The organism is Gordonia sp. G4, assembly GCF_057770005.1.
In genome coordinates, this window is record NZ_CM173442.1 from 2,254,374 (window position 1) to 2,270,353 (window position 15,980).

The window sequence follows — 15,980 nt, forward strand, 5'->3', positions numbered from 1 at the left end:
TGTTCTGCCTCGATTGCGATGGGGAAACGGAAGAGTGACTGGACTCAGTGGGTGAGCTGTTCGGCACCGTCGGAGGACGGCTGGTGCGCCGTGGCCTCGGCGCGGGTCGTGACGTACTCGGACAGATCGGGCTCGTGGACCCGGCGCCAGTAATCGACGTACCGCCACGGGCTGTTGGTGACGATGCGGCCCCGCGCGTTGCGGTAGTACGTCGTGGTGCCACCGAAGTGCCACACCGTGTCCTCGAGTGCGTCGTCGAGCTCGCGGTTGTAGGCGTCGAACGCCTCGGGCCGGACCTCGACGGTCTCCAATCCCTCGTCGACCATCGCGCTGAGCAGCGCCGTCACGTATTGGATCTGCATCTCGGTTCCGGCGATGACGGTTCCGCCGTGGCCGGTGTTGGTGTTGGGTCCGTACAGGCAGAAGAAGTTGGGGAAGCCCGGCACGGTGATGCCGAGGTGCGCCCGCCCGTCGTCGGCGCCCCAGGCCTCCCGGAGGGTCTGCCCGTTCCGGCCCCGGACCGTGATCGATCCGAGGACGTCCACCGATTTGAATCCCGTTGCGAGGACCAGTACATCGGCGTCGAAATCAGCCCCGTCCTCGGTGCGGACCCCGCTCGCGGTGACGGTGTCGATCCCGGTGGTGACCAGATCGACGTTGTCGCGGCGGATCGTCCGGAACCAGCCGGCGTCGATGAGCAGGCGCTTCCCGTACGGCGGGTAGTCAGGCAGGCTCTTCTCGAGAAGATCTGGGCGACCGGCCAATTCGCTCTCGATGTACGCGGTCAGCATGGCGCGGAGCCGGTCATTTCCCTTGTTGATCGCGCGCCCGAGATGCGGGTAGTCGCGATCCACCTGCAGAAGCCGCCAGACCTTGTCGCCCATGCGCCAGAACAACCGCGCCCGGTACCAGGCCAAATAGAACGGTACGTGCTTGTTGAGCCAGTGGGCGGTCTCGCCGACTGCCCGACCCTTGAGTGGGTGCGGCATCGCCCATTGCGGCGTCCGCTGGAAGACCCGTACTTCCGCTGCCTCCTCCGCGGCGGCCGGAACGAACTGCATGGCGCTCGCACCCGTGCCGACGACGGCGACGCGCTTGCCCCGGAGGTCGACGGCCGGGTCCCACTGCGCGGTGTGCAGTACCGGCCCGTGGAAGTCCGACAGGCCCGGCAGGTCGGGGATGCTCGGCTGGTTCAGGAGCCCGACCGCGCTGACGACGGCTGTGGCGCTGAGGGTCTCGACGTCACCGGTGACCGTCGAGCGCAGGTCGAGCGTCCAGCGGGACGCGGTGGAGTCGAACTCGGCGTGATCGACGACCGTTGCGAACCTCGTGCGGGAGAGGACGCCGTGGCGCTCGGCCAGTGCCCGCCAGTATGCGGCGAGTTCGTTCTGTGGTGCGAAGTAGCTGGACCAGTCCGGATTCTGGTCGAAGGACAGTGCGTAGAGATAGCTCGGCGTGTCGACTCCGCAACCCGGGTAAACGTTTTCGTGCCAGGTACCGCCCACGTCGTCGTTCTTGTCGATGAGGACGTAGTCGATTCCCGCCTGCTGCAGACGGATCGCCATCGCGAGTCCGGAGATCCCCGCCCCGACGATGGCGACCCGGAAGTCCTGGGGCGGCGTATTCGCGGGTTCGGAATGGCGTGGGTAGAGGCCCATCTCCTCGCCCAGCAGCTGTCCGTAGTCGTCCGGCAAGCTCTCGGCGAGCATCACCGACAGGATGCGCGACAGGCGTTCGGGCGCCGGCGGGGCGGCGACCTCGAGATCACCGTCGCGCCACGAGCGGAGAACCGCCGCCGCCTCGCGCCGGATGCGGGACGCGAGTTCGGCCTCGAATCCGCCGGTGTCATGGTCGCCGAGATCGGGCGGGGCGGTCGGCAGGAACGGGTCCTCGATCCAGCGGTCGTCACCGGTCAGCAGTGCCAGCGACCCCAGCAGGATGGGCAGGTTCGCCCCCTCGAGTGCTTCGGCGACCTGGTCGTCGGTGAAGTCGGCGTCCGGACGGAACGCACCCTCGGGAGCGTCGCTCCAGTCGGGGACGAGACGGGGGGAACTGGACTCAGGCATACGCTAGACCATACAATCTGTTCAGACGTGGTGTCAATCACAATTCCGGGCCGACTCCGTCGCACCCGGGACTGATTCCACCGCGCACTATCGGGGACCGGAAGACTCAGCTGCGCAGCATTTTTCGCGGCTTCTCTGCGGACAACCCATCGTCTCGCCAGATCGACAGACAGGATCACTCACCAATGACTTCCACTGTGAATCGTCCCGCCGCGCGTTCGGTGTACGAACCCGAGCACGAAGCATTCCGCGACAGCTTTCGTCGGTTCCTCGACGCGGAGGTCGTACCCGGCTACGAGGGATGGGAACGAGAGGGACTCATCCCGCGCGAGCTCTTCACGCGAGCCGGCTCGCACGGCTTCCTCGGCATGTCGGTCGACGAGGAGTTCGGGGGTGGCGGCACCGACGACTTCAGGTTCAACGCGATCATCGCCGAAGAGGTCGCCGACGCCGGCGTGATGTCGTTCGGGATCAATCTGCACAACGACATCTGCGTGCCCTACTTCGAGCGTTACGCCGAGTCGGAGCAGAAGAAGCGGTGGCTGCCGGGTCTGGTTTCCGGGGAACTCATCGCGGCCATCGCGATGACCGAGCCGGGGACCGGGTCGGACCTCGCCGGCATCTCCACCACGGCAACCCTCGACGGCGACCACTACGTGCTGAACGGATCGAAGACCTTCATCTCCAACGGCATCAACGCCGACCTGATCATCGTCGCCGCACGGACCGAGAACGACGGTGACCGTCACGGCGGTCTGTCGCTTCTGGTCGTCGAGCGCGATACGCCCGGTTTCCGGCGGGGTCGCAACCTGGACAAGATCGGCATGCACGCACAGGACACCGCGGAGCTGTTCTTCGACGACGCACGGATCCCGAAGGAGAACCTGCTCGGTGAACGAGGAGCCGGATTCCGTGCCCTGGTCACGAACCTGCCCCAGGAACGGCTGACGATCGCGGTCGCCAGTACGGCTGCGGCAGGCCGGGCGATCGAGCTCGCGCGGGAATACGTGTCCACGCGGACCGCCTTCGGGAAACCGCTGTCGGCCAACCAGAACACCCGGTTCACTCTGGCCGACGCGTATGTGCAGACCGAGGTCGTCCGTGCCTTCGTCGACGACTGCCTGTCACAGCACACGACCGGCGATCTGACCGCGGACCGAGCGGCGATGGCCAAACTCGCGGCGACCGAGGTCCAGGGACGGGTCGCCGACCGGTGCCTGCAGATGTTCGGCGGCTACGGCTTCATGGCCGAGTACCCCATCGCGAAAGCCTATGTGGACGCCCGCGTTCAGCGGATCTACGGCGGCGCCAACGAGATCATGAAGGAGATCATCGGCAAGTCCCTCTTCCGCTGAGGACTCCGAGGAGAACATCACCATGAAACGAACCATTTTCGACACCGAACACGAGCAGTTCCGCGACACGGTCCGGGCGTTCCTGCTCAAGGAGGCCGTACCGCACACGGCAAAGTGGGAAGCGGCCGGCGAGGTCGGGCGCGACTTCTGGACCGCGGCAGCGAATCAGGGCCTGGTCGGCTTCGCGGCACCCGAGGAGTACGGCGGCGCCGGCTTGCGGGACTTCCGGTTCAACGCCGTCCTGAACGAGGAGGTGGTCCGCACCGGAACCGTCGGCGACGGCTTCTCGCTGACCAACGACATCGTGTTGCCCTACTTCCTCGACATCGCCTCTCCGGAGCAGCAGGAGCGGTGGCTGCCGGGCATCGTGAGCGGCGACACGGCGATCGCGATCGCCATGTCGGAGCCGGGTACGGGCTCGGACCTGCGTGCCATCAAGTCGACCGCCGTTCGCAGAGAGGGCGGTTGGAGCCTGAGCGGGTCCAAGACCTTCATCACCCGCGGCATCCAGGCCGACCTGATCATCGTGGCGGCACGGATACCGGAGGACGACGGTGGAGGTTTCGGTCTCTTCGTGGTCTCCGCCGACCAAGACGGATTCGAACGCGGCCGGAAGCTGGAGAAGATCGGGCGCAAAGCCCAGGACACAGCCGAACTCTTCTTCGAGGACGTACTGGTCTCCGACGCAGACGTTCTCGGCGAACCGGGCAAGGGGCTGCACTACATGATGCGCAACCTCGCCCAGGAGCGGTTGTCCATGGCGGTGGTGGCCGTCGCACAGGCCGAGCACGCCGTCGAGACCGCGGTCGCCTATGCGAAGGAGCGCAAGGCTTTCGGACAACCCATCGGCAGCTTCCAGGCAAATCGGTTCACCCTCGCGGAACTCACCACTCAGGTGTCGATCGCGCGCGTGTTCGTCGACCGGTGTATCGAGGCACAGAATGCCGGCGAACTGACCGCGGCAGAAGCGGCGGGCGCGAAGTTCTGGACCACCGAACTCGAATTCTCCGCTCTCGACACCTGCCTGCAGATGCACGGCGGGTACGGGTACATGGAGGAGTACGACGTCGCGCGACGCTGGCGCGACGCACGTGTGCAGCGAATCTACGGCGGCACCAACGAGATCATGCGCGAGATCGTCGGTCGATCGCTGGGCCTGTAGAGGAAGTGAATCGGTGGTTGCCCGGGAAGGGGGGTCGACCGGGCAACCACCGAGATCATGGGGTGGAGTCGACCACGCCGTCGGCGAGCAAGGACTCGATCCGGGTCTCGGAATACCCGGCAGCGAGCAGCACGTCGCGCGTGTCGGCCCCCGGCGCGCGTCGCGGACGGGGAACCGTGGGCGGTTGACCGTCGAAGCGCGGAGCGGGTGCGGGCTGGACGACGTCGTCCACGGTCACAAAGGTGTTGCGCGCCTGATGATGCGGATGTTCGATGGCCTCGGACATCGTCAGGACCGGCGCGTAGCAGGTGTTCCGCCCGGCGAACGCGGAGTCCAGTTCCGCGCGGTCGTATTCCGCGACCCGCTTCTGCAGCACGATGCGGTAGTCGTCCCACCGTTCCGGGTCGAGGTGGTCGTGTCGCATCACCTCCGGCAGTCCGAGGACATCGCACAGCTCCAGCCAGAACTGGTTCTCGATCGCACCGATACTGACCCACTTGTCATCTCGGGTTCGGTAGACGTCGTAGAAGAAGGCGCCGGTGTCGAGGAGGTTCGCACCCCTGTCCTCGACGAAGGAGTCCTCGGCGCGATAGGAGTGGAACATGGCCATCAGCGCCGAGGCGCCGTCGATCATCGCCGCATCGACGACCCGTCCTCCGTGACCGGCTCGCGCGGAGAGTATTCCGGCGAGCATGCCGAATGCGAGGAAGGTCCCGCCGCCGCCGAAATCACCCACCAGATTCAGCGGGGGAACCGGGGGTTCCCCCTTCCGGCCGATCTGATGCAGTGCCCCGGTGAGGGCGATGTAGTTGATGTCGTGTCCGGGGAGCTGGGCCATCGGGCCGGACTGTCCCCACCCGGTCATACGCCCGTACACGAGGTCTGGATTGACCCGTTGGCAGTCTTGCGGTCCCACGCCGAGACGCTCGGCGACACCGGGCCGGAACGTCTCGATGAGTCCGTCGGCGTCGGCGCACAGGCGGCGGACGACATCGGTACCCGCTTCGGTCTTGAGGTCGACCGCGATGTGCCTACGACTGCGGAACAGGATGCCGTGCCCGCCGACCGCCCACGGGTTTCCCCCGGGACGGTCGACGGTGATGACCTCGGCACCCATGTCCGCCAGCATCATCGCCGCGAACGGACCCGGTCCGATGCCCGCGAGCTCGATGATGCGCGTGCCGGCCAGGGGCGGGGTCGGTGACTCGCTCACTGCTTCACGACCACCGGCATGCCGCCCTTGTTCGCGGCGATGTCGGCGTGGACCTCGTCCGGGTTGGCCACCGCCATCTCCTTGCTCGCGCCATCGGGCAGCTTGATGGCGTCGTTGAACTGACGCAGCATCGTGAAGGCGGCCTTCTCGTCGTCGTGCGGCAGAATCCGGCCGACTCGATCGGCAAGGGACACCAGCGGACTGATGGTGGGCAGGATGTGCCTCCACCCGGTCTTCTCCACGCCGAGTGCGTCCATCACATGCGGGGGAATCCACGAGTGCAACAGTCCGTAGGCGAGCTTGAGCCTGCGCTCGTTGGTCATGAACTTCGCCACGGGGCCGGGTAGCACCTCGACGTCCCCGGGGGGATTCTCCACGCTGTATTCGATGATCGAATGCACGACATCGTGGCAGAGCTCGTCGGGCGGCAACTCGATGAGGGTGTGCAGGTCGGTCTTGCGGCGGGCGTCCTCGTAGTCCGTGTGCAGGATGTCCTCGGGGACACCGATGACATAGCCGACATAGCGGCTGAGGGCGAAGATGTCCTCGAGTTCGCGGTCGCTGTAACGGATCCCCGACGACTGGACCGCGTCGGTGAACTTGACGCCGAACTGTCCGGCCTGGGTGACCATGCTGTCGAGGTTGTTGATCGGGATGCCCCATCCGGCCCAGTCCCAGTGGTCGGATCGTCCCAGACTGTGCCGGACCGCGGCATGGATCATCCGGACCTTCGCGGTGAGCCGGAACCCCTCCTCGAATCGCTGCATCCCGCCCGGGGTGTACGCGGCCACCACGTACCGGAAACTCTCGATGAGTCGAGTGCCGACCTTGTCCTGCTCGCGGAGGCGTCCGCTGAACAGCACGGGACGCGTGGCGCTGTACATCGAGAACCCGCCGGCGATCGCACCCCAGGCGAGGACGGGCGGGACGATGGGCCCGGCCCGCCAGAACGCGACCGCGCCCCGGTAGAGCTGATCGAAATCCACCCATTCGGGGATGTGGTCGAGTTGATCGAAGAGCGCGACGAGACCCGGACTGGGGTCGTCGATGGCGTCGATCCCGTGGTCGAGCGCCTGGTCGAACGTGCGCCAGGTCGAATTGTTCGACTTGTCCTTGAAATCGAGCATCGCCGCGTAGGCATAGTCGTCGGCGAGGAGGGCGTGATCGGTCAGCTTCTCGACCAGATCACGCCCGTACATCGCGATTGCTCTGTCCTTGTTGGCAATTCGTCCCAGATCGATGCCGCGGGGCAACCCGGGCGGCACGTCGAGGTCGCCACGAAATGACATCTTCTCCGTATGTGGCTCGGTGATGGTCATCGCGCCTCCTATGAATTCGACTCGGAACGTCGACCGCATGTGATCGCCGTTACAGCACAGGGTAGACCGTACTGAACACTATGTCTACACTCCCTGTATGGTCGCCCGTCGGCCTCGCCGCCGTCGATGCGGCGGCCCCAACGGATCGAGGAGTTCAGATGTCACAGTTGTCCGCGCAGGCCGGCGAAGGGTCGGTGTCGTCCGTGGATTCGTCGTCGTATGAGACGTTGCGTCAGCTGTTGTCGTCGCGGTGGAGCTGTCGCGCTTTCCGGTCGGAGGACGTGCCCCGGGAAGAGATCGACCGGGTGCTCGACGTGGCCCGGATGACGCCGTCCTGGTGCAACACCCAGCCCTGGCACGTCGACATCGTGAGTGGCGCGGCGACCGTCCGTCTCCGGGAGGCCCTCCGGGCCGCCATTTCCGAAGGGCCGACACAGAATCCCGACATCGAGTTCCCGGTGTCCTATCAGGGTGTGTATCAGGAGCGCCGTCGCGAGAGTGGACTCCAGCTGTATGCGAGCCTCGGGATCGACAAGTCCGACCGGGCTGGGTCGGCGCGACAGATGTTGCGCAACTTCGACTTCTTCGATGCGCCGCACGTCGCGATCGTCACGACCGAGGCCGCGCTGGGTCCCTACGGCGCCGTCGACTGTGGACTGTTCGTGAGCAATTTCGTCCTGGCGGCCCACTCCGCGGGGATCGCGACAATTCCGCAGGCGGCGCTGGCGGCGCAGGCGCCGGTCATCCGTGAGCAACTCGGGCTCGACCCCGGACGGCATGTGGTCATCGGGATCTCGTTCGGCTATCCCGACGACGACGCGCCGGTCAACTCCTACCGGACCGGTCGTCAGTCGACGTCCGAGGTCGCGACCTTTCATCGATGACCCACACTGCCACTGCGACAGTGCTTTACGGAGACAGCCCAGTGCTGATCACTTGCCGGGCGCGACCGCGCCCGTTCACGACCAGGAGATGACTTCATGTTGACAACCCGAACGAGCCTCGTCGAGTCGATGGGCGCGGTCTCATGACACTGCGACACGTGCGAGTGCGTGACGGTGTCGAGATCGGTGTGCGCGAACTCGGTGACGGGCCAGGCGTCCTGCTCATCCACGGCTGGTCTCTCAGCGGCGAGGTGTGGGACCGGCAGATACGAGTGCTCGCCGAGAGCGGCCATCGGGCCGTCGCCATGGATCTGCGTGGCCACGGACACTCGGACGCTCCGCTGGACGGTTACGACATCGACTCTCTCGCCCACGACGCCGCCGAGGTCATCGAGCAGTGCGGGCTCGGCCCCGCTGCTTTGGTGGGCTGGTCGCTCGGCGGAATGGTCGCCCTTCGCCTGGCGTGCGAACGTCCCGATCTGGCGCGTTCCCTGGTTCTGGTGGCCACCAACGGAGTCGCGGCGGCCCGGTTCGAGGACTTCCCCTTCGGCGTACCCCCGGAAGGCCCCCTCGAGAGCCTGCTCGCGGCGGAGCACGCCGATCGGGTCACGTTGCGGCGCCGTGCCGTCGGCGACCCGTTCAAGGGCTCGCCGGACCGGCATGTCCTCGACTGGTTGCACCGCATCTCGCTGCAGACACCGAGCTGGGCCGGCCGCGCGGCGCTTCGAACGCTCATGTGCACCGAGCAGACGCGTCTGCTGGACGATCTCACGGTGCCGGTCACGCAGATCATCGGTACGGCGGACCCCGCGTTGTCGGTTCGCGGTGCGCGATGGGTGCGTGAGCGGCTCGGCAGCACTCTCGTCGAGTTCGATGTCGGGCACTATCCGATGCTGGAGTGTCCGGACGAATTCGACGCGGCGCTGCTGAGCGGGGTCCGATCTGTCCAGGCCCCGGTCGGATGACGCCGAGTGGCGACAGACGTCATGTCCGGACATCGAGTATGATGGCGAGATGACTTCGAGTTCCTTCGTGCGACGGCGCCCCCGTGACTACGACGGAAGCTCCCCGGCGGAACTCGCGGTGTTCAAGGCCACGGAGGAGCTTCTGACCTCCACGTCTCTCCAGGATCTGACCGTCGCGCAGATCCTGGAGACGGCCGGACTCTCCCGGGCCAACTTCTATCACTACTTTGCCAACAAGTACGACGTGCTGGTGGCGCTTCTGGGACAGGTGTTCGACGAGTCGTACGGGAACGACGCGCCATGGTCCACCGATCCCGGACGAGACCGGGCTCGCAGCATGGGTTCGAGTCTCGAGCACACGCTCGAGATGTGGTCGCGGCACGGCGCGGTCATCTGTGCGGTCATCGAGCACATGCACAGCAAGCCCGCGGTCGCCGCTGCCTGGCAGCGGATGTTCGAGCAGTTCGTCTCGGCGGTCGCCGAACAGATCAAGTTCCTCCGAGCGGAGGGTCGTGCGCCGGATGGCGCCCCCGCCGACATGCTCGCCGCGATGCTGGTCGGCGGTTCCGAACGGGCCTTCTACGTCAGCACGCGTGGGCTGGACGACCGGCTCCCCGCCGCGGCGAGCGTCACCACGTCTCTGAGTGCGATCAACGAAGCGGCCATCTACGGCGGCCGAACGGCACACCGGGCGAAGCGGAAGAAGGCGGGACGTCCGGTCGACACCGCGCGAGAGCTGTTGCCTGCCGCCCAGGATGCGCCGGCCGAGACCGAGACGGCGCAGAACATCCTCCAGGCCATGCGGGAACTGCTGCTGACCGAGACGCTCGCGCAATTGTCTGTCGCCAAGATCCTGAAGCACTCCAACACCTCTCGGGCGTCGTTCTACTTCTACTTCCGCAGCAAGGAAGACGCCTTCGTCGTGCTGTTCCGGGAGGCGGCCAAGGACATCGTCTCGGCGTTGACCGCGGTCGCCGACGTCGACCGTCAGGACCCGTCTGCCCTCCTCGAGCAGGTCGGGCAGTGGCTGCACCTCGACGGTTACGCGGGCGCCGTCATCAAGAACGCCGTCCACGAATGGCCGCGCCTGCCCGAACTGCGCGCCGAGTACCTCGCGGCGATGAATGCCATGGAGACGACTCTGGAGTCGATCATTCTCACCGATCGCGAACGAGGACTGGCGCCGGACGGCCCTCCCGCACGCGAGTACACCGCCACACTCCTGTGGACCATCGAGCGCACGATCGCGGGATCACTGGCCGGCGAGGCGCATCTCACCGACATCGACGCGGTCACCGACATGGTGGCCAGGTTCATGTACGCGGCCATCTACGGAACCCGTTGAGATACAGCCGAACCCGCTGACATCGTCCGAAGCCGCCGAACCTCGGCAGAGTCTGATGCGCGGGCGCGCTCAGGATCTCGGACGCGATGCGAATCGCGTGATCGCGGAGCGGAAATGGTCTCCGTCCACCAGTGCGGTCTGTCCTGCGATCTCCGACTCGAACGAATCCTCGAGGCGGTGGAGGAATGCGACGTTCAGGCTGGCCTTGGTCGCGGCGTAGGCGTCGGTGGGCCCGGATGCGAGTTCTCGGGCGAGGGCCTCGGTGTGGCCGGACAGATCGTCGTCATCGACCACCGCGTCGATCAAACCCCATGCCAGCGCGGTGTCGGCGTCGATTCGCTCTGCGAGCAGGGCCATCCGGGATGCGCGGCCGAACCCGACTCGAGCCCCGACGAGGAGTGATGCCCCGCCGTCGAGGGTCAGTCCCACTTTCGAGAACGCCAGGGCGAAGGACGACGACCGTGCGCCGACGACGTGGTCGCACGCGACCGCCACGGCGCAACCGACCCCCGCGGCCGCGCCGTTCACGGCTGCTATGACGGGTTTCGGCATCTCGCGCAGCCGGCGGACGATCGGGTTATAGAACCGGGTGAGCTCGCGCTCGGTGCGCGGCGCCAACCGGACGTGCGGACCGATCTCATCGAGCGCGAGATCGGCGCCCGCGGAGAATGCGCGACCTCGCCCGGTGATCAGGACACACCGCACCGCGTCGTCCTCCGCGGCCGCGACGACGGCGTCGAGGAAGTCCCGCTGGAGCGCGTCGTCGAATGCGTTGAGCGAGGCGGGCCGCGACATCGTCAGGCGAGCGACCCCGTCGCCCGTCGCGGTCTCGAGGGTCTCGGTGTGCGAGGTGACGGTCCAGTCGATCATGCGTGTCACCATAATCCAGACGTTGCATCCAGACAATTTGTATGCTGGACGGGACAATCGTCCCACTCGGGCCCGCCCGAGTGATTGACATCACGTCTGAACACTATGTACGCTCACCGCACATCCAGCTGAGGGCCAGGTCCTCGAAGCACGTAGAAAGCGACGATCACCGATGAGCGTTACCGAGATATCGACGAGCGAGGCGCGCAGTGAGCCGGGTGCGGCTCTGGCGCTGGCGCGCAGGGCATTCGACAGCGGTCGGACGAGGCCGCTGTCGTGGCGGGTCGCGCAGCTCGAGGGACTGCTGCGGTTCATCGACGAGTGCGAACCGGCGATCGCGGCCGCGATCGAAGCCGATCTCGGGCGCGGGCACATGGCGACCTTCATGGCCGACGTCGCGCCGGTCCGCCACGAGATCCGGCACACCCTCGCGCATCTGGGTCGTTGGATGAAGCCCGAGAAGGTCCGGATGAGTGCGGCGACCGCGCCGGGCAAGGCATGGGTGGTCTCGGAGCCGAAGGGTGTCGCGCTCATCCTCGGCGCCTGGAACTTCCCCCTTCTGCTGACCCTGCACCCGTTGGTGAGTGCGCTCGCCGCCGGTAACGCTGCGGTGGTCAAGCCGTCCGAACTCTCGGCCGCCACCGCACGGCTGCTGTCCGAGCAGCTGCCGCGGTACCTGGACACCGAGGCCGTTTCGGTCGTGCTCGGTGACGCGGAGGTCAGTGCCTCGCTCGCCGCTCAGCCCTTCGATCACACGTTCTTCACCGGCTCGACCTCGGTCGGCCGGGCTGTCATGGAGGCGAGTGCCCGCCATCTGACCCCGGTCACGCTGGAGCTGGGCGGGAAGAGCCCCGTGATCGTCGCGGCGGATGCGGACCTCGACGTCGCCGCGCGTCGAATCGCCTGGGCGAAGTCGGTGAACGCCGGCCAGACGTGCACCGCCCCGGACTATGTCCTCGTCGAGGAGTCGGTGCGGCCGGCGCTGGTCGGGCGGTTGCTCGAGGAGCTGCCGCTGCGCGCCGCCTACGACACCACCCGCATCGTCAATCAGCGTCACGTCGACCGACTGCGGCGCGTTCTCGGCACGCACGGTGGTGAGCAGTACGGCGGCGAGATCGACGATGCCAAGCGAACCATCAAGCCGGCGCTGGTCACCGACCCCGATCTCGGCTCGGAGCTGATGCAGGAAGAGATCTTCGGTCCGATCCTGCCGCTCGTCTCGGTCCCCGACGTCGCCGCCGCGGCCGCGTTCGTCAACGCGCGACCCAAACCCCTTGCGCTCTATCTCTTCACCGAGTCGAAGGCGGTCGAGGAGTTCGTGGTCGAGCAGACGTCGTCCGGTTCGGTCGTGGTCAACCACCTGCTGTATCAGCTGCTGGTGCCGGAATTGCCGTTCGGCGGAGTCGGCGCATCGGGTATGGGGAACTACCACGGCAGGAACGGGTTCGACACATTCAGTCACCGGAAGTCGGTCCTGAGCAAACCCGCCCGCCCGGACCTCGCCGCCACCTATCCGCCGTACGGACGCTCCATGGAGAAGGTCCTCCGGCGATTGATGGGCTGATGAACTACAAGGATTAGGTATCGCGTGATCGACCGCGGGCGAACGCGAGGATTTGTCCGTGTGTCCGCACAGGTGCCGTGCCCGGCACGGCTCCTGTGCGGATTCCGGGGGGTCTGGGTTGCGCATGGGGTCTGAACTGGTCGTATGTCCGACGCCGAAGCCGGGTCGTGGGCGTCGGCGGGGTTGGTCGGAATGGCAGAGCTGCTGACACTTGACGAGATACGTCTTATGTCTGCTAGCCTCTTAACGATCGCAAGTGGCGGGGATCACAGTAGTTGAGCTAAAGGCTTTAGGCCACATGTCACGCGCGCCTCAGCCCGGTGGCGCGCACCGCGAGCGTCGCGCGGCCCGGCAGGTGGCGGCCGGTCGTGGCGCAGAAAACCGAGGCGGACGCGGTATCCGCGAGAATTCGAGAGGATCCAAATGACTGTCAGTGCTCTGGGGGAGCGCAGTCCGGGAATCAGATCGGCCGAGGCCCTCCGCAAGGTGGGCGGCGGCGCGATCGACCGGATCACCCGCAGTCTGGCGACCATCGGTCGCTCGGCGCGACTGGCGATGGAGATGATCCGCTTCGCGATCACCGACGCGATCTCGATGCGTCTGGCCGGCGCCGAGGTGATCGATCAGATGTGGAAGCTGTTCAAGGTCACCGCACTCCCGGCCCTGCTCATGGCGGTCCCGATCGGCGCGGAGGTCTCGGTCCAGGTCGGTGGCGTCATGGACCAGGTCGGCGCGAACTCGCTCGCCGGAGCAGCCTCCGGCCTGGGTGTCGTGAACCAGGGCGCGCCCATGGCGGCCGGCCTCCTGATGAGCGGCGCCGCGGCATCGGCGATCGCCTCGGACCTCGGCGCGCGGTCCATCCGGGAGGAGATCGAGGCGATGCGGGTCATCGGCGTCAATCCGGTCCAGCGGCTCATCGTGCCCCGATTCCTGGCGATGCTCGCCATCGCCCCGGCCTTGTGCGTCATGATCATCGCGTCGGGTGTCGCTGCCGGACTGGCGATCTCGGCCAATGTGAACGACGTGGTCCCGGCCAGCTTCTGGCAGTCCTTCGGAACCTTCGCGACTCCGACGGACTTGATGTTCTCCGTGCTCAAGTCGGTCCTGTTCGCGTTCATCGTCGTGGTGATCGCCAGCTTGCGGGGACTGGAGGCGAAGGGTGGCCCGAAGGGTGTCGCCAACGCGGTCAACGCCTCGGTTGTCCTCAGTGTCCTGTGCATCTTCATGACGAACATGGCGGTCAGTCAGCTGCAGGCCATGTTCTTCCCGGCCCGATTGGCGTGACGCGATGACGACAGAAGCCCTCTCACGACCGAGCATCGTGGCCCGTGTCGGCAGATCGGTGAGCGATCGATTCACCGCCGCGTTCGCGACCTTCGGCCAGATCGTCCTGTTCGTGGGCAAGACATTCGCCTTGCTGCCCACGACGATCCGGCACTACCGCAAGCAGACGATGAAGACCATGAACGACATGGCATGGGGTAGCGGTTCGATCATCGTCGACGGTGGCGTGGTCAGCCTGATGTTCTTCCTCGGGATCGCCGTCGGGTCGGTCGTGGCGATCATGGCCTTCATGGCGTTCGACCTGCTCGGCTTCGGCGCCCTCACCGGGATCATCAACTCGTTCGGCAACATCCGTGTCGTCGCGCCGATCATCACCGGTATCGGGTTCGCGGCTCAGGCGGGCTGCCGCATGACCGCCGAGATCGGCGCCATGCGGATCTCCGAGGAGATCGACGCCACCGAGACCATGGGTCTGCGCGCCATCCCGTTCGTCGTCGGGACCCGGCTGATCGGCGGGATGCTCGTGGTCTTGCCCAGCTATCTCATGGCCCTGGTCGTCAGCTTCCTGACAGGTGGGCTGATCGTGAAGCTCTTCCACGAACAACCCGAGGGGACCTACGACCACTACTTCGCCCAGTTCGTGTCGATACCCGACTTGTTGGCGTCGGTCGCCAAGGCACTCATCTTCTGCGCGGTCATCACCATCATCCACTGCTACTACGGGTATTTCGCCTCCGGTGGACCGGCGGGTGTCGGGGCTGCGTCCGGACGGGCGATCCGCGCGAGTCTCGTTGCCATCGTTGTTCTCAATTTCCTCATGACCGTGGCCATCTGGGGCCTCAATCCGGTCCTTCCGTTCAGGGGTTGATGTGTCGTCTTACAGCAGTCAGGACTTCATCCGCGGGGATGCTCGAGGCCAGACCCGGACTCTCGTGTACGCCGGCATCGCCGCGGTCGCGGTGCTCGTGGTCATCGTCACGGTGTTCGCTGTGGTGTACCCCCGGGCCACCGCGCCCAAGGGCACCGACCTGCACCTCGTGTTGCCCGCCCTCGGACCCGGCGTGGACACCGGAAGCCGAATTCTGTTGCGCGGCGCGGAGGTCGGTGAAGTCACGGCCATCGACTCCACCGATCCCGACGTCGTACACGTCGATGTGGTGCTCGATGCCCAGGCCGCGGAGAGCCTCACCGATTCGTTCGAGGTCGACTACCGGCCGCAGAACTACTTCGGCGTCACCGCGGTGAACCTGATCGCGATGCCGGGCGGGGCGCAACTCTCCGACGGGCAGACCGTCCGCCGTTCCGCGGCGCCAGACTTCACGATGTCGACCATGATCGAGCGGAGTTCGATCGTCGTGGACGGGACCCTGACGCGGGACATGATCGACAGCCTCGACGAGGTGATGCGGTACGCCGACGGTCTCTCGCCGCTGATCGAGACCGCGATCATCTTCACGGACAAGGTGGCCCGAACCCAGCGGCACATGCCCAGCACGCTGCTGCGCGAGATGAACGACCTCGCCGAGGCGTTCCCGGGATTCAACCGGGAGGCCATGAAGAGTCTCTACGCGATCACCGAGAGCGTCTTCAACAAGATGCCGGACGGGTCGCGCGGCGTCGACGAGGCCTATCACGACCTGATGAACCGATCACTGAACGTGGCCTCCGGTGGGTTGTTCGGCGCGGCCGGAACGCTCCTCGCGTCGCATGCGACGGATCTGACGCCCCTGGTCACGTCCTTCAAGTACCTGATCGACCCGGTGCCGCAGATGATCGGCGGCGGCGCGTCGATGGCGAAGACACGAAAGGCAATCGAACAGTTGCGCAACAGTTTCAGAGGCGACGACGCGAGCAAGACGCTGCAACTGCGCCTCCTGCTCGACAGTGTCCCCGCAGTCTCGGGTCCGCTGGAGAAGATGCGTGCAGCCGGCCCACGTGCAGGAGGTAACTGAG

The 15,980-nt window shown here is 66.2% G+C and carries 13 protein-coding genes; 9 read left to right on the forward strand and 4 right to left on the reverse strand.

Annotated features, from left to right (window positions below; translation table 11 throughout):
• Nucleotides 1-44 precede the first annotated feature (44 nt).
• Entirely contained in the window at nt 45-2,066 is a 2,022-nt protein-coding gene (locus AC3B5T_RS10025) for a flavin-containing monooxygenase (protein ID WP_010844056.1), read from the reverse strand.
• Between the two features lie 185 nt (nt 2,067-2,251).
• Between AC3B5T_RS10025 and AC3B5T_RS10030 the strand changes: the two genes are divergently transcribed.
• A complete protein-coding gene (locus tag AC3B5T_RS10030) occupies nt 2,252-3,421 on the forward strand; it encodes an acyl-CoA dehydrogenase family protein (RefSeq protein WP_035717998.1) in 1,170 nt (389 codons plus the stop codon).
• A gap of 22 nt (nt 3,422-3,443) precedes the next feature.
• Nucleotides 3,444-4,583, forward strand: coding sequence for an acyl-CoA dehydrogenase family protein (locus tag AC3B5T_RS10035; protein WP_010844058.1), 1,140 nt, complete (start codon nt 3,444-3,446; stop codon nt 4,581-4,583).
• A gap of 55 nt (nt 4,584-4,638) precedes the next feature.
• Here the strand turns inward: AC3B5T_RS10035 and AC3B5T_RS10040 are convergent, their stop codons facing one another.
• Together AC3B5T_RS10040 and AC3B5T_RS10045 are read right to left on the reverse strand one after the other, a co-directional pair.
• On the reverse strand, nt 4,639-5,796 hold the full coding sequence (locus tag AC3B5T_RS10040; RefSeq protein WP_010844059.1) for a CaiB/BaiF CoA transferase family protein: 1,158 nt from the start codon (nt 5,794-5,796) through the stop codon (nt 4,639-4,641).
• The gene (locus AC3B5T_RS10045) at nt 5,793-7,115 is read right to left on the reverse strand and encodes an oxygenase MpaB family protein (protein WP_014925252.1); all 1,323 of its coding nucleotides are present in this window, start codon (nt 7,113-7,115) and stop codon (nt 5,793-5,795) included. Before AC3B5T_RS10045 ends, AC3B5T_RS10040 begins: the two co-directional genes overlap by 4 nt.
• 158 nt (nt 7,116-7,273) lie before the next feature.
• Between AC3B5T_RS10045 and AC3B5T_RS10050 the strand changes: the two genes are divergently transcribed.
• The 3 genes from AC3B5T_RS10050 (at nt 7,274) to AC3B5T_RS10060 (ending at nt 10,309) form a co-directional block, all read left to right on the forward strand.
• The gene (locus AC3B5T_RS10050) at nt 7,274-7,999 is read left to right on the forward strand and encodes a nitroreductase (RefSeq protein ID WP_488358562.1); all 726 of its coding nucleotides are present in this window, start codon (nt 7,274-7,276) and stop codon (nt 7,997-7,999) included.
• Between the two features lie 143 nt (nt 8,000-8,142).
• Nucleotides 8,143-8,964: an alpha/beta fold hydrolase gene (locus AC3B5T_RS10055; protein WP_488358563.1), complete on the forward strand. Its 822-nt coding sequence runs from the start codon at nt 8,143-8,145 to the stop codon at nt 8,962-8,964.
• A gap of 49 nt (nt 8,965-9,013) precedes the next feature.
• Nucleotides 9,014-10,309, forward strand: coding sequence for a TetR/AcrR family transcriptional regulator (locus AC3B5T_RS10060; protein ID WP_488358564.1), 1,296 nt, complete (start codon nt 9,014-9,016; stop codon nt 10,307-10,309).
• Between the two features lie 69 nt (nt 10,310-10,378).
• Here AC3B5T_RS10060 and AC3B5T_RS10065 read toward each other — a convergent pair whose 3' ends face one another.
• Entirely contained in the window at nt 10,379-11,179 is an 801-nt protein-coding gene (locus AC3B5T_RS10065; protein ID WP_044507574.1) for an enoyl-CoA hydratase-related protein, read from the reverse strand.
• A gap of 172 nt (nt 11,180-11,351) precedes the next feature.
• On the opposite strand from AC3B5T_RS10065, the gene AC3B5T_RS10070 reads away from it, so the two are divergent.
• The 4 genes from AC3B5T_RS10070 (at nt 11,352) to AC3B5T_RS10085 (ending at nt 15,979) form a co-directional block, all read left to right on the forward strand.
• Nucleotides 11,352-12,743, forward strand: a complete 1,392-nt coding sequence (locus tag AC3B5T_RS10070) for an aldehyde dehydrogenase family protein (protein WP_488358565.1) — start codon at nt 11,352-11,354, stop codon at nt 12,741-12,743.
• A gap of 423 nt (nt 12,744-13,166) precedes the next feature.
• Nucleotides 13,167-14,027 carry an ABC transporter permease gene (locus AC3B5T_RS10075; RefSeq protein ID WP_488358566.1) on the forward strand — a complete coding sequence of 287 codons (861 nt, stop codon included), beginning with the start codon at nt 13,167-13,169 and terminating at the stop codon, nt 14,025-14,027.
• 4 nt (nt 14,028-14,031) lie between these two features.
• On the forward strand, nt 14,032-14,895 hold the full coding sequence (locus tag AC3B5T_RS10080) for an MlaE family ABC transporter permease (protein ID WP_035718004.1): 864 nt from the start codon (nt 14,032-14,034) through the stop codon (nt 14,893-14,895).
• Nucleotide 14,896: 1 nt separating this feature from the next.
• Nucleotides 14,897-15,979, forward strand: coding sequence for an MlaD family protein (locus AC3B5T_RS10085; protein ID WP_488358567.1), 1,083 nt, complete (start codon nt 14,897-14,899; stop codon nt 15,977-15,979).
• The last annotated feature ends 1 nt before the right edge of the window (nt 15,980 follow it).

Coding starts and splice junctions, on each gene's coding strand:
- AC3B5T_RS10025 (WP_010844056.1), bottom strand. CDS start 2,066: ATGCCTGAGTCCAGTTCCCCCCGTCTCGTCCCCGACTGGAGCGACGCT.
- AC3B5T_RS10065 (WP_044507574.1), bottom strand. CDS start 11,179: ATGATCGACTGGACCGTCACCTCGCACACCGAGACCCTCGAGACCGCG.
- AC3B5T_RS10070 (WP_488358565.1), top strand. CDS start 11,352: ATGAGCGTTACCGAGATATCGACGAGCGAGGCGCGCAGTGAGCCGGGT.
- AC3B5T_RS10080 (WP_035718004.1), top strand. CDS start 14,032: ATGACGACAGAAGCCCTCTCACGACCGAGCATCGTGGCCCGTGTCGGC.
- AC3B5T_RS10030 (WP_035717998.1), top strand. CDS start 2,252: ATGACTTCCACTGTGAATCGTCCCGCCGCGCGTTCGGTGTACGAACCC.
- AC3B5T_RS10045 (WP_014925252.1), bottom strand. CDS start 7,115: ATGACCATCACCGAGCCACATACGGAGAAGATGTCATTTCGTGGCGAC.
- AC3B5T_RS10050 (WP_488358562.1), top strand. CDS start 7,274: ATGTCACAGTTGTCCGCGCAGGCCGGCGAAGGGTCGGTGTCGTCCGTG.
- AC3B5T_RS10060 (WP_488358564.1), top strand. CDS start 9,014: ATGACTTCGAGTTCCTTCGTGCGACGGCGCCCCCGTGACTACGACGGA.
- AC3B5T_RS10075 (WP_488358566.1), top strand. CDS start 13,167: ATGACTGTCAGTGCTCTGGGGGAGCGCAGTCCGGGAATCAGATCGGCC.
- AC3B5T_RS10035 (WP_010844058.1), top strand. CDS start 3,444: ATGAAACGAACCATTTTCGACACCGAACACGAGCAGTTCCGCGACACG.
- AC3B5T_RS10055 (WP_488358563.1), top strand. CDS start 8,143: ATGACACTGCGACACGTGCGAGTGCGTGACGGTGTCGAGATCGGTGTG.